This window comes from Azospirillum sp. TSO35-2 (genome assembly GCF_003116095.1).
Taxonomy (GTDB): domain Bacteria; phylum Pseudomonadota; class Alphaproteobacteria; order Azospirillales; family Azospirillaceae; genus Azospirillum.
The window spans coordinates 2,500,550-2,513,497 of record NZ_LGRA01000021.1; the positions used below are offsets into that span (position 1 = coordinate 2,500,550).

Genomic DNA, 12,948 nt, shown 5'->3' on the forward strand with positions numbered 1-12,948 from the left:
CTTCAGCGGCGGGCGTCCGGCCGCCGCGTCCGCGCCTTCTGCCGCCAGCGCACCACGCCGGTGGCCAGCAGCAGGGCGGGCAGCAGGCCGGCGACCGCCACCAGGATGCGGCAGCACAGGCCGAAGCACTCGCCGTTGTGCAGCGGATGCTGCCAGCCGAAAAAGGCGTCGCCGGCGGTCCAGCGGGCGGGATCGCGCAGATCGAGGATCGCGCCGTCGCCGCCATTCACCCAGACGCTGGTCTTGGGAAAGCGCCAGCCCGGTTCGCCGGCCTGGAACAGGCGGATGTGATAGGCGCCGCCGCCTTGGCCCGGCACCTCGACCCAGCGCGGCGCGGCCTGCGGGAAGCGGGCGAGCGCCGCGGCCAGGGCGGCGTCGGCGCCGATCGCCGCACCGCCGGCCGCCGTGCCGGCCGGCGCGGGTGCGACGGTGGGGGCCGGCGTCAGCGGCGACAGCCGCTCCACCAGCGGCTTCACCCAGTCCGGCTGCTCCATCACCACCCCGGTCACGATCAGCGGCAGCAGGACGAGGCCGCCATAGACGCCCGACAGCGCGTGGATGTCGAACACCTGCCGGACGAAGCCCGACCGGATGCGGGGCCGCAGCGCCCGCCCCCATTTCCCGGCGGCCGGCCACCACAGGTAAACCCCGCTGGCGAGGATCAGCAGGCTGGCGATCCCGCCCACCGACAGCACCATCCGGCCGCCGTCGCCGGCGAGCAGCAGGTAATGCAGGTCGTAAACCCAGGTCATGGCGGTCCGCCCCCAGAAACGCGAGGACAGCACCTCGCCGCTGTAGGGGTTCACCGCCACCATCAGGGGCGCGAAGGATGCCCCGGCCGTCTCCTCCGGCTTCATGTAGCGGGCCATGATCGGATGGTCCGGCCCCTGGGGAAGCTCCAGCCGCCAGCCGCCGCTCCGGTGCGGATGGGCCTCGCGCAGGGACTGCACCACCCGGTCCAGCGGAACGGCGCCGCCCGCCCCGCCCGGGACGACCAGCTCCGGTGTCAGCATGCGGTCGATGTCGACGTAGAAGACCAGCAGGCTGCCGGTCAGCGCGGTCAGGGCCAGCAGGGCGCCGACCGCCAGCCCCAGCGTCAGGTGCAGGGTCAGCACGATCCGGCGCACCCGCTGCCTGGAAAAGACGCCGATTCCCCAGCCGGCCGGCCGCGCCGGAGTGAGGCCGCAGTCGCTTTCGGTGTGCATCGGGGAAACTCCCTGGCGGAAGAGGGGACGGCGCAGCCAGGGGACCATCCCGGATGCCGGGCCCCGCAGCCTTGACGGGCGTCAACCGGCGACGGCCGCCGACACACGGCATGGTCGGTAATATTTTCGGTATTTTGCAACTTTTCGCGCGGCCCCTGTTCCCTTGGCAGCCGTGCCGGTGCTATTGAGCTGCATCATCGTATCGCGTCGGATGTCGTTTTAGACTGCGGGCGCATCATCACACGTTCCCGCGGAGACTCAGCGATCCATGTCCGCCGGCCTGCTGCCCCGCCTTCTCCGCTTCCTCAGCCCACGCAGCCTGCGCGCGCGTCTGATGGGCGTGGTCCTGGCGTCGCTGGCGCTGCCGCTGGCGGGCGCGCTCTATCTGGCCGACCAGCAGCTCGACAACCGGATCGACGCCGCCCGTGAACTGGCGCTCCACCTCGCCGCCGACGGGGTCGAGCGGCAGCGCGACCTGATCGGCGAGGCGCGCAACCTGCTGGGCGTGCTGTCGCTGGTGCCGGCGATTCGCAACGCCACCACGGCCGACACCGACTCCTGCGTCGCCACCCTGTCGCCGATGCCGCGCCAGCACCGCTGGACCACCGGCGTCTGGCTGACCGACGCCGACGGCAACATCATCTGCGACACCACCGGCCCCGGCGCCGGCATCTCGCTGCGCGAGCGCGAGTATTTCCAGCGGGTGCTCGACACCAAGAGCTGGGTCGTCAGCGATTTCATCATCGGCAAACGGTCGCTGAAGCCGCTGATCATCGTCGCCAGCCCGATCGTCGAGGACGGCCGGATCGTCCGCGTCATGGGCGTGGCGGTCGACCTCACCTGGCTGACCGACCTGGTGAAGGTGCTGAAACAGCCCGACGCCCGGGTGATGGTGCTGGACCGCCACGGCGTGATCGTCGCCCGCCAGCCCGATCCCGAAGGCTGGCTGAACCGCAACGTCAACCACATGCCGCACGTCCAGCGCATGCTGAAGGAACGCGACGGCACCTTCGGCAGCCAGAGCCTCGACGGCCGCTCCCGAATCTGGTCCTTCCGTCATTCCGACGAGACCGACACCGTCTTCGCCGTCGGCATGCCGACCGCCCCGATCGCCGCCGAGGCGCGGCGCGACCTGTGGCAGAGCCTGGGTCTGCTGGGCATCGCGGCGCTGATCAGCGTCACCGCGCTGTGGGTGCTGCTGCGCGCCTCGGTCCTGCGCTGGGTGTGGGAACTGGGCAGCGCGGCGACCCGGATCGGCGACGGCGGCGGCGGCACCATGATCGAGGCCGACCGCGCGCCCCGCGAGTTCCGCGTCGTCTCGCACGCCTTCAACAACATGTCGCGCCGCCTGAAGCAGCGCGAGCAGGAGCTGCGCTCCGCCATGGAGGAGGCGCGGGCCGGCAGCCGCGCCAAGGAGGAGTTCCTCGCCACCATGAGCCACGAGATCCGCACGCCGATGAACGGCGTGATCGGATTCGCGGAAATGCTTCTGGAAACCCCGCTGACCGCCGAGCAGCGCCGCTACGCCTCGCAGGTGCGCGACGCCGGGCGATCGCTGCTGACCGTCATCAACGACGTGCTCGACCTGTCGAAGCTGGAGGCGGGGCGGCTGGATCTGGTCAGCGTGCCCTTCCGGCTGGACGATCTGGCCGACCGCTGCGTCGCCATCGTCCGCTTGGCCGCCGAGCAGAAGGGGCTGGAGATCCAGACCACCATCTCGGCCACCGCCCGCGGTTTCGTCATGGGCGATCCCGACCGGCTGCGGCAGATCCTGCTGAACCTGCTGGGCAACGCCGTGAAGTTCACCGACCGCGGCTCGGTCCGGCTGATGGTGAAGGCGATCGACGACGGCCAGGGCAAGCAGGGCGGCGGCCGCCTCTGCACCTTCACCGTGACCGACACTGGCATCGGCGTCGCCCCGGAACGGCAGCGCGACCTGTTCCAGCGCTTCACCCAGTTGGAACGCGGGCGCGGCGGCACCGGGTTGGGGCTGGCGATCTGCCGCCGGCTGGTCGAGCTGATGGGCGGCCGGATCGGCATGGAAAGCCAGGTCGGCGTCGGCAGCACCTTCTGGTTCTCGCTGCCCCTGGGGTCGGCGGGCAGCGCCGCGGTCCAGCCGGAGATCGGCACCGTGTCGCACATCGAACCGGGCAGCCCCGGCGTGCGCATCCTGCTGGCCGAGGATCTGGCGATGAACCGCGACCTCGCGGTGACGATGCTGACCAAGGCCGGCCATCAGGTCGACGCGGTGGTCGATGGCGCCGCCGCGGTGGCCGCGGTGCAGGAGACCGCCTACGACATCGTGCTGATGGACGTGCAGATGCCGGTGATGGACGGCCTGGAGGCGACCCGGCGCATCCGCGCCCTGCCCGGCCCGGCCGCCCGCATCCCGATCGTCGCCCTGTCGGCCGGCGTGCTGGCGGTGGAGGTCGAACGCTGCCTGCAGTCCGGCATGAACGCCCATCTGGCCAAGCCGCTGGAAAAGGCCAAACTGCTGGCCGCCATCAACCGCTGGGCCAAACCGGCGGAGCCCGGCCCCGGCCCCGACCCCGGTCCCAGCGACGGCAGCGGGACGGACGGCGGCAGCCCCCCGGCCGCCCATCCGACAGACGACATCGACCAGCGGCCGCAGTTGATCGCACACAGCTGACGAGTCGATGCTATAGTGTCGGTACGCCCGGCCACGCTCACGCCCGTGAGGCGGCGGCCGGACGGAACGTCGGACCCTGTCGTGTCATGAAGCGTGTGCCATGAAGGTTGCGCAGCCTCCCTTCGCTCCCGTTCCCGAACGGAAGCCTGAACCGTCCCCGGCCCTCTCCGACGGCGCGGTCGGCGAGCCGTCGTTCCGCGACGCCCTGACCCAGACGCGACCGGAGTCCCGACCTGCGTCCAACGGGGCGGCATCCAACGGACGCCTCGCCAACGGTCAGAAGGCCCCGCCACAGCCCACGGCGAAGCCCGTGGTGCCGATCCGGCTGGCCGACGGCACCCAGGTGCCCCTGCCCACCACAAAGCCCACAGCGCCCGTGCTGCTGGCCGACGGCACCCAGGTGCCGCTTCCCGCGGTCAAGCCGGAGCCGCCGGTCCTGGTCGCCGCCAACGCCGACTCCGGCGTCGCTGCCGCCGCCGACGCCGTCCGGGCGCCGCTGCCAACGCTGAAGCCGGCGGTGCCGCCCACCTCCGCCCGCGCCTCCTCCTCCAGGGTCGCCGACGCCATCGCGAGCGCGGAATCCGGCGACCAGACCGCCGCCCGCGTCGTGGTCGCCTCCCAGCAGGTCGCCGGGCTGTCCGGCCACAGCTTCACCGCGATCCTCGCCCAGGCCACCCAGGAAAGCGGGCTGAACAGCGCGGCGAAGAACAGCAACAGCTCGGCCGCCGGCCCCTTCCAGTTCCTCGAATCGACGTGGCTCGACCTTTTCCGCCGCCACGGCGCCGCCTATGGCCAGGGCGATCTGGCCTCGCACATCCAAAGCCGCAACGGCGTGTCCACGGTCAAGGACCCGGAGGCCCGCCGCCGGATCCTGGAGCTGCGGCACGACGTCGACCTGTCGGCCGGCATGGCCGCCCGCTATCTGGCTGAGGGGCGGACGGCGCTGGAAAAGCGGCTGGGCCGCTCGGCCAGCGAATCCGAAAGCCGCATGGCCTATGTGCTGGGGTCCGGCGGCGCCGCAAAGCTGATTCGCGCCGCCGAATCGAGCCCGCAAGCCGTCGCCGCCGACCTGCTTCCGGCCGCCGCCCAGGCCAACCACAATCTTTTTCACGATCGCACGACCGGTCGCGCCCTGACCGCGGTGGAGACGGTGGCGAGGCTGGCGCGGCGCATGGAAATCGACCAGCGCGAGATGTTCGCGGCCATCGGAAAAGCGATGGAACCCCCGCGAACACTGGACGACGGCGGTGCATCGCCGCTCAACCCCTACCAGACGGTCTGACCCGGCCGACGGGGTGGAGCACTCTTTTTCGCGCTCCACGCGGGGCAGCCCCGCGTCGGCCGGCTGCGGCCGAACGCATCGGTGGTGGGAATCCCCCTTGACCCGGCCGCCTGGGAAGGTCAGTTATTGCCGCGAAACTTCTAGGGACGGACATAAGGGCCTATGGCAAAGGAAGATCTGATCGAGTTCTCCGGGACCGTCGTCGAATTGCTTCCGAACGCGATGTTCCGGGTGAAGCTCGACAACGATCACGAGGTGCTCGCGCACACCTCGGGCAAGATGCGCAAGAACCGGATTCGTGTTCTGGCGGGCGACCGCGTCAACGTGGAGATGACGCCGTACGACCTGACCAAGGGCCGAATCACCTTCCGGTTCAAGTAGTCATCCTGCGGCATCGCGGTTCCCCGTGACGATCCCGTCCAAGGCGCCCCGGCTGGTGCTGGCTTCGGCCTCCCCCCGCCGGCTCGACCTTCTGCGCCAGATCGGCATCGTGCCCGACGCGGTCGACCCCGCCGATCTCGACGAAACGCCGTTGCGCGACGAACCTCCACCCCAGCACGCCCTGCGGCTGGCCGGGGAGAAGGCGTCGTGCGTCGCCGCGCGCCATCCCGATTCGTGGATTCTCGCCGCCGACACCGTCGTCGCCTGCGGCCGCCGCATCCTGCCCAAGGCGGAGCGGGAGGAGGAGGCGCGGCGCTGCCTGACCCTGCTCTCCGGCCGCCGCCACCGGGTGCTGGGCGGCATCGTGCTGCTGGTTCCGACCGGCGACGGCCACCGCCGTTTCGAACGGATGGTGCGCACCGACGTCACCTTCAAGGTGCTCGACGCGGCGGAGACCAACGCCTACATCGACTCCGGCGAGTGGCAGGGCAAGGCCGGCGGCTACGCCATCCAGGGCCGGGCCGCCGCGCTGGTGCGCTGGATCGGCGGCTCCTACAGCAACGTCGTCGGGCTCGCCCTGCACGAGGTGGCGGGCATGCTGCACGGCGCCGGTTTCCCGATCCGATGACGCCTCCGTTCCTCACCCGACCACGCCGATGAGCCGGATCGAGCTGCTGGTCGACCGCGACGGGCCGCTGACGCGGGCCGCCGTGCTGGCCGACGGGCGGCTGACTGACCTTCACATCGACCATGCCGACCGACCGTCCCGCCTCGGCCACATCATCCTCGGCCGGGTCGAGCGGATCGCCACCGGCCTGAACGGCGCCTTCGTCGATCTGGGCGGCGGCCTGTCCGGCCTGCTGCCCGCCGCCGACGTGCGCCGCAACGCCCTCGACCCCGACGAGTCGCCTCCCGGCCGTTCCGCCAACAAGACGCCGGCCAACAAAACGCCCGCCGACAAGACGCCGCGCATCGGCGCCCTGCTGCGCACCGGCCAGCCGGTGGTGGTGCAGGTCAAGGCCGACGCCGCGGGGGCCAAGGGCCCGTCCCTGACGATGGACATCACCCTGCCCGGCCGTTTCCTGGTGCACGCGCCGCTCAGCCGCGGCATCGCGGTGTCGAAGCGGCTGGGCGTCGGACCGGAGCGCGCGGCGCTGGCCCGCCGCATCGAAGCGCTGGTCAGCGGCGCCGGCTGGATCGTCCGCGCCGGCGCCGCGTCGGCCTCCGACACCCTGCTGGCCGCCGAGGCGGAGGCGCTGCACCTGCTGTGGCGCGGCATCCGCGACGACGCCCGCGAAAGCTCCACCCCCCGCCCGCTGCACGCCGGCCCCGACGCCCCGACCCGCGCGCTGATCGAACAGGGCGCCGCGGTCCCCGACGCCATCCTGGTCGACGACCCGTCCCTGCTGCGCGACCTGCGCGCCTGGTGCGGCCACCACGCGCCGGACCTGCTGCCCGGCCTGACCGCCCACCAGCCGCCGCCGCGGCTGTTCGACCTGCGCGACCTCGACAGCGCCATCGACGGCCTGCTCGACCCGCGGGTGCCGCTGCCGCTGGGCGGTTCGCTGGTGATCGAGCGGACGGAGGCGCTGACCGTGGTCGACGTCAACGCCGGCGAGCGCGGCAACCCGCTGGACGTCAACCTCGACGCAGCGGCGGAGATCGCCCGCCAGCTTCGCCTGCGCAACGTCGGCGGCATCGTGGTGGTCGATTTCGTCAACATGCGGGGCCGCGGCGACGCCGAGCGCGTGCTGGCCGCCTTGACGCAGGCAGTGGACAGCGACCCGGTGCAAACCCAGGTGTATGGCATGTCGAAGCTCGGGCTGGTCGAACTGACCCGCGCCCGCCGCGGCACGCCGCTGGCGTCGCTGCTGCGGCCCTAGCGCCCTTTTGTTTCCTGCACGGAGGCTTTCCCCTTGTCCCGCCAATCCCCGGACGCCGCGCCGCGCGTCGAATCCCAGTGCCCGATCTGCGGCCGCCCGACCGAGCCGGCCACCCGTCCCTTCTGCTCCAAGCGCTGCGCCGACGTCGATTTGTCGCGCTGGCTGGGCGGCGTCTACCGCATCGAAGGGCCGGAAACGCCGGCTGCCGGAGACCAATCCGACGGCCAATCCGACGGCCGCGACGAGGGGTGACGGCGGCCTGAATTTTTTGCGAATTTTTCTCTGGACAGCCCCGGGGAACTTCCCTAAAAAGCGCCCCACGACGCGCTGCACCGGCCCACAGCCACCCCGCAGCGCCGATGCCCAGGTAGCTCAGTTGGTAGAGCAGGGGACTGAAAATCCCCGTGTCGGCGGTTCAATTCCGTCCCTGGGCACCATTCCCCTTCAAGGGTTTTGGTGCTTTTCTGGAACCGTCGCAGTTCGCGGTTCGACAGAATTCAGACACCTCTCCACGACTCTCCCGCTCGACTTGGCCGATCCGCGGCAACGGCCGTTCTCAAACCTCACCGCCCCGGTCCGCTCCCCCTGCGACCGTCCGTTTTCCGGCGTTGACGCCCTGCCCGTCCACTCCTATGGGTAGAGCCGGGTTCTCTGGCCGTCGGAGCAGGCCCGGCCGAACGGACGCCCAACCCGTCACCCGCCGTTTGGGACCGTTCACCATGCAAGACGCCAGCGCCACCCCGACCGAGGCCGCCCTGAGCGAGATCGTCACCCGGCTGCGCGGGCCGGCCGGCACCGGGGAGGCGCTGAAGGCGATCGCGCAGAGCTGCGAGGATGGCCGGACCGCCGGACTGGGGCGCGACACGACCGCGATGGACGCGCTGGACGCGGCGACCGCCGGGCTGGACCCGATCCTCCGGGAATCGGCGCTCGCCTGCGTGTCCGGCGACCTGCGCCGCTACCTGCGCATCATCGACATGCTGGACAATGTGCTGGATCTGGCGCCGCTGGAGGGCATCAACCAGATCTACTGGTCCATGCAACGCCAGCTGTTCCTGATGCGGATGGACATGGCGACGGTGCCGGACTTCGTGCCGGACCGGCTGCTGCCCTTCTATGAACGGCTTGTGCGGGAGGTCGCCCGCCGCCTGCGCCTGCACCCGGCGCCGCGCGCCGTGGGGGCGCCGGACACCGGGCATGTGGTGATGATCACCAACCAGTTGCTGTCGCTGGAGCACCAGCCGTCGCGCGATCTGCTGCGGCAGGCGGCCCATGTGCAACGCGACTATGGGCGGCCGGTGCTGGTGCTGAACACCAACATGATGCCGGAGCGCTATTACAGCCCCTTCGTGCCGCCCTTCGCCGCCGCCGTCGAAGAGCGGCTGACCGGCGAGCAGAGCATCCGGTTCGAGGACCAGTCGATCCGCCTGCTGTCCTCGACCGCCCCCGGCATCACCGCCGACGCGCTGAACGGCTTCCTGTCGGCGGTGGAGGCGTTCGATCCCGACATCGTGGTCGCCTTCGGTGGCTCGGTCATCGTCGCCGACCTGCTGGAATCGGTGCGGCCGCTGCTGTGCATGCCGACCACCACCGGCCAGACCATCTCGCTGGCCGACATCGTGCTGGATTTCGGCAGCGTTGTGCCGCCGGCCGGCGGCGGACGCCTGGCGCGGGCGTGGCGGCCGTTCCGGCTCGGGCTGTCGCTGCGCCGCGACGGCGGCAGCGCCACGCGGGCGGAGTTCGAGGTGGCCGACGCGGCCTTCCTGTGCGTCGTCGTCGGCAACCGGCTGGATGCGGAGGTCGACGCCGACTTCCTGGCCCTGCTGGAGCGGCTGCTGGACGCGGTCCCCGGCGCGGTGGTGCTGTTCGCCGGGACGGTGGACTCCCTGCCCGGCCGCCTGCGGCGCTCCCGCCTTGCCTTGCGGTTGCGCTGCCTGGGCCATGTGGACGGCATGGACGGGCTGCTGTCCCTGAGCGACCTCTACCTCAACCCGCGCCGCACCGGCGGCGGGGCCAGCGCGGCGCATGCCCTGGCGGCCGGTGTCCCGCTGCTGTCCTTCGCCGGCGGCGACGTTGCCAGCGTCGCCGGGCCCGGCTTCCTGGTGGCGGACGCCGACGCGTTCGTCGCGCGCGCCGCCGGGCTGGCCGACGACCCGGCCCTGCTCGCCCGGTCCCGGGAGGACGCGCGCGTCCGCTTCGCCGTGGTGGAGCGGGAGGGCGCCGACCCGGCGCAGCTCGCCGCCCGCATGGACGAGGCCGTCGTCCTGTTTCACCAGAGGGGATGAGCCATGCGTTTTCTCCTCTGCGGCCAGGGCACCTCGGAGATCCTGTGGTCGATCCACGCCGCCCTGGTCGATCTCGGCCACGAGTCGGTCCTGGCGCTGCCCGACATCTCGCAGGAACTGATCGACCGGCCGATCGACGCGCTGATCGTCCTGAACCTGTTCGAGATCCCGCGCGACACCGTGGAGATGCTGCTCGCTTATGTCGCCGGTTTCGGCACCCGCCCGGCGGTCATCCACATCTGCCTGAAACACCCGCTGGAGGAGGTCGGCGCCACCACCGCCGAGGCGGTGCATGAGGCCGACCGCTGGATGACCCGGCACAACATCCGGATGTGGTGCATGTGCCCCGGCACGGCGGAGCAGTCGATCCGGCTCGGCCTATCGCGGGTGTTCTACGCGCCGCTGGGGGGCCATCGCTGGATCTGCGCCAGCCGGGCCGCCGACGGGTCGGTCGAGCTTTACAAGCGCTGGATGTCGCCGGACACCCCCGGCCTGGTCCGCTACCCCTACGGCGCCATGAAGGGCGAGGCGAACGCCGGGGAGGCGGCCAGCGAGGTCAGGGACCGCTTCCTCTATCTGGGCCAGGGCTGGCCGGACCATTCCCTCACCGCCGTCGATCCCGCCGTCACGCCCTGCGCCGAGGCAGTGGCCGCGGCGATGCGCGACCAGCCGGCGCTGCACCGCACCCAGGCCATGGACCTCTGCGGCCTGACGGAGCGGTCGACCGACCCGGCCTGGACGCTCGCCTTCAACGCGGCGTTTTCCGTCGCCTTCGCCATCGGCAACCGCCAGCGCTTCGCCGTCGCCCTCAAACGGGCGTTCGGCGCCTCCTTCGCCGTCTGGGGCAACGGCTGGGAGCGCTGCGGCGTCGAGGCCCATCCGGTGTCGCCCCGGCCGCGGAATGCCTACCACGCCGCCACCGCCTGCCTGGACTTCGGCAGCCTCGCCTACGACACCGCGATCTTCCCGCGGACGCTGGAGATCGTGAAGCGCGAGGGCATGCTGGTCAGTTGGCGCCACGCCGACACCGCCCGGCTGTTCGGCCCCCACGAACAGGATCTGACCTTTGCCGACGAGGAGGATGCGGTGCGCACGCTGACCGCGCTGGCCGGCGACGCCGACCGCCGGGCGCGGCTCCGCGCGGCGCATCTCGACTGGGCCCAGGACGCGCTGGCCCTGACCGGCATCCTCCCCGGCGTCCTGGCCGGGCTTTCAGACGCGCCCTGAAGGCCGCCCCGTTCCTCAGGGCTGCTTGAGGAAGAGCGTGGCCGACTCGTCGTTGAGCGGCGCCCCGATCAGCGTCCAGCGGCCGGCGCGGAACTGGAAAATGTCGAAACGGGCGGTCGGACGGCCGCTGCCGTGCAGCAGGACCACGCTGCTGTCGGTGATCCGCCACGCCGCCTCGCTGCCACGCCCGCCCTCGACCCGGCCGTCCGCCGACAGGCGCAGGACGCACAGCCGGTTGCCGCCGTGGTCCTCCAGCAGCCAGTCGCCGGCGGTCACATCGAGCGGCAGTGCCGGGGACGCCGGGGGCGCGGACGGCCCGGTGGGCTGCCACTGTGGCGCCGGCGGCCGCAGCGCGTAGGTCTGGTCCGGACGCGCCGGGTCGTGGCCGGACAGCCCGGCACCGGGATCGCCGGCGGCCGGGTCGGCGAAGCGGACCGACACCCGGCCGTCGCTGTCGTAGAAGGTCAGGCCGCCGTCCTCCGCCGACCAGTAGCGCACCCGCGCGTCGCCGCTGCCGGTGATGCCGCCGTCCGGCGCCAGGGTGATCGTGATGCCGGCGTCACCGGTCGGTCCGAACGACCAGACGGTGCCGGCCAGGGAGTCCGGCGCCAGGGTGTCCGGAACCAGGGCGTGCGGCGCCGGGACGGGGGCCGGAGTGAAAGGAGCCGGAGGCGCCGCGGGGGGCTCACCCGGTTGGGGGCCGCCGTCGACCACCCGCAGCGACGACACCGGGACGGTGCCGTACTGGCTGGTGAAGGTCAGTGACCAGCCGTTGCCCTGCTGCTGCGACACCCCGGAAATCCGATGGTCGGCGGTGTCGTAGAGCGTCCGTGTCCCGGCGATGTCGATCGCCAGACGGCCGGCGTCGGCGAAATAGGCGTAGCGCAGGTCGTTCTGCGCCCCGCTGGCGTTCGGCACACCCAGCGCCGCCGGCCACCAGTCGGCGCCGCCGAAGCCGGGCGGCGACGGGCCGGGCGACGCCGTCTCCTGCCACGTCCCCGGCGGCGGGTTCAGCAGCAGGGTCGAGAGGTCGTTGCAAAGGCTGTCGACCGTGGCCTTCAGCGCGTTGTTGAACAGGTCGCTGACCATGGTCATGCCGCCCCGCATCCATTGGCCCGAGCCGCCGAACTCCGGATGGCTGAACTGGGCCATGGTGCCGCCGCCCTGGGTCAACGCCATCAGCATGGCCGCCGCCGCGTCATCGCTGACACCGTGGCGGCGGGCAATCTCCGCAAGGCGGCTCCGGCCATCCGCCGTCAAGTTCCGCAGGGCCATCGGCCGTGTCTCCCAGCTTGTTCGCCATTGGGCAGCGTCACCGGAACTCTTACCACGAACGGGCACGCAGGGGCGGAGTTCGCGCGGGGGCGACGCCCTGGCGGCGGAGCGCCGACACCGACCCGTCCAGGTCGCCGCGGCAAGACGGCGACCGCCGGATCAGCAGACAGCAACAGGGTCGGGCAGGATTTCCAAAAATGTTCCGGTAAAAACAGGGTTAACGCCGATCGTCCGTCCAACAGGCGACCGAGAACGATTTGGGCATCATTCGGAGCGGCCGGCGGAACAGAGGGCCGCCCTGTTCCGTTGTTGGGGAAAGGGAGTGAACGTCACTCTTTTCCGATGCGGATGTAAGATGGAGGACACCGATGCCTATCCTTCTTTGGCTCCTGGGAGTTCCCGGCATTATCGTCATTCTTCTGTGGATGACCGGCGTCATCGGCTTCTGACCCCGGTCGCCGTCACGCTCGCCGCCGCGGGCTCGCCACGAAAAAAGGCCGGACGGCGGTGTCGCCGTCCGGCTGGAAGTTGGCCTCTGCCAGGAGAATGCCAGAGGCGGACGCACCCGAGGGAGAGCGCGCCGGGACGCGCCGCCGCGGTGGGATGGACACCGCGGCGGCGCGAAGGTCAGAAGGCCAGGTTGGTCTGGACCAGGACCATGTCGCCCTTGTCGCTGTTGGCGGCGACGTCGGAGCTGAGCTTGAAGTGGTTGTACTCCGGCCCGATGCTGAAGCCGGGGGCGACGACGTACTTGGCGCCG

Annotated in this window: 10 protein-coding genes and 1 tRNA gene; 9 read left to right on the forward strand and 2 right to left on the reverse strand. The window is 71.4% G+C overall.

Annotated elements, in window-relative coordinates:
* Positions 1-2: 2 nt before the first annotated feature.
* Positions 3-1,205: a PepSY-associated TM helix domain-containing protein gene (locus TSO352_RS27445; protein WP_109110241.1), complete on the reverse strand. Its 1,203-nt coding sequence runs from the start codon at positions 1,203-1,205 to the stop codon at positions 3-5.
* Positions 1,206-1,473: 268 nt separating this feature from the next.
* Here TSO352_RS27445 and TSO352_RS27450 point away from each other — a divergent pair, with 268 nt between their 5' ends.
* From TSO352_RS27450 to TSO352_RS27490, 9 genes are all read left to right on the forward strand, one after another.
* Complete coding sequence (locus TSO352_RS27450) at positions 1,474-3,855, forward strand: ATP-binding protein (RefSeq protein ID WP_247872460.1); 2,382 nt, start codon at positions 1,474-1,476, stop codon at positions 3,853-3,855.
* A 313-nt stretch (positions 3,856-4,168) separates the two neighbouring features.
* Positions 4,169-5,137: a lytic transglycosylase domain-containing protein gene (locus TSO352_RS27455; protein WP_247872461.1), complete on the forward strand. Its 969-nt coding sequence runs from the start codon at positions 4,169-4,171 to the stop codon at positions 5,135-5,137.
* A gap of 162 nt (positions 5,138-5,299) precedes the next feature.
* Positions 5,300-5,518, forward strand: coding sequence for a translation initiation factor IF-1 (gene infA / locus TSO352_RS27460; protein WP_012977999.1), 219 nt, complete (start codon positions 5,300-5,302; stop codon positions 5,516-5,518).
* Positions 5,519-5,543: 25 nt separating this feature from the next.
* Entirely contained in the window at positions 5,544-6,146 is a 603-nt protein-coding gene (locus TSO352_RS27465; protein WP_109110243.1) for a Maf family protein, read from the forward strand.
* A 28-nt stretch (positions 6,147-6,174) separates the two neighbouring features.
* On the forward strand, positions 6,175-7,401 hold the full coding sequence (locus tag TSO352_RS27470; RefSeq protein ID WP_109110244.1) for a ribonuclease E/G: 1,227 nt from the start codon (positions 6,175-6,177) through the stop codon (positions 7,399-7,401).
* 33 nt (positions 7,402-7,434) lie between these two features.
* Complete coding sequence (yacG, locus tag TSO352_RS27475; RefSeq protein ID WP_109110245.1) at positions 7,435-7,653, forward strand: DNA gyrase inhibitor YacG; 219 nt, start codon at positions 7,435-7,437, stop codon at positions 7,651-7,653.
* Between the two features lie 109 nt (positions 7,654-7,762).
* Positions 7,763-7,838, forward strand: a tRNA-Phe gene (locus TSO352_RS27480).
* A 282-nt stretch (positions 7,839-8,120) separates the two neighbouring features.
* A complete protein-coding gene (locus tag TSO352_RS27485; RefSeq protein WP_109110246.1) occupies positions 8,121-9,686 on the forward strand; it encodes a glycosyltransferase in 1,566 nt (521 codons plus the stop codon).
* Positions 9,687-9,689: 3 nt separating this feature from the next.
* On the forward strand, positions 9,690-10,913 hold the full coding sequence (locus TSO352_RS27490; protein ID WP_109110247.1) for a hypothetical protein: 1,224 nt from the start codon (positions 9,690-9,692) through the stop codon (positions 10,911-10,913).
* 15 nt (positions 10,914-10,928) lie between these two features.
* On the opposite strand, the gene TSO352_RS33665 is transcribed toward TSO352_RS27490, so the two are convergent.
* A complete protein-coding gene (locus tag TSO352_RS33665) occupies positions 10,929-12,188 on the reverse strand; it encodes a hypothetical protein (protein WP_199231734.1) in 1,260 nt (419 codons plus the stop codon).
* Between the last annotated feature and the right edge of the window lie 760 nt (positions 12,189-12,948).

Coding starts and splice junctions, on each gene's coding strand:
- TSO352_RS27445 (WP_109110241.1), bottom strand. CDS start 1,205: ATGCACACCGAAAGCGACTGCGGCCTCACTCCGGCGCGGCCGGCCGGC.
- TSO352_RS27450 (WP_247872460.1), top strand. CDS start 1,474: ATGTCCGCCGGCCTGCTGCCCCGCCTTCTCCGCTTCCTCAGCCCACGC.
- infA (WP_012977999.1), top strand. CDS start 5,300: ATGGCAAAGGAAGATCTGATCGAGTTCTCCGGGACCGTCGTCGAATTG.
- TSO352_RS27470 (WP_109110244.1), top strand. CDS start 6,175: ATGAGCCGGATCGAGCTGCTGGTCGACCGCGACGGGCCGCTGACGCGG.
- TSO352_RS27485 (WP_109110246.1), top strand. CDS start 8,121: ATGCAAGACGCCAGCGCCACCCCGACCGAGGCCGCCCTGAGCGAGATC.
- TSO352_RS27490 (WP_109110247.1), top strand. CDS start 9,690: ATGCGTTTTCTCCTCTGCGGCCAGGGCACCTCGGAGATCCTGTGGTCG.
- TSO352_RS33665 (WP_199231734.1), bottom strand. CDS start 12,188: ATGGCCCTGCGGAACTTGACGGCGGATGGCCGGAGCCGCCTTGCGGAG.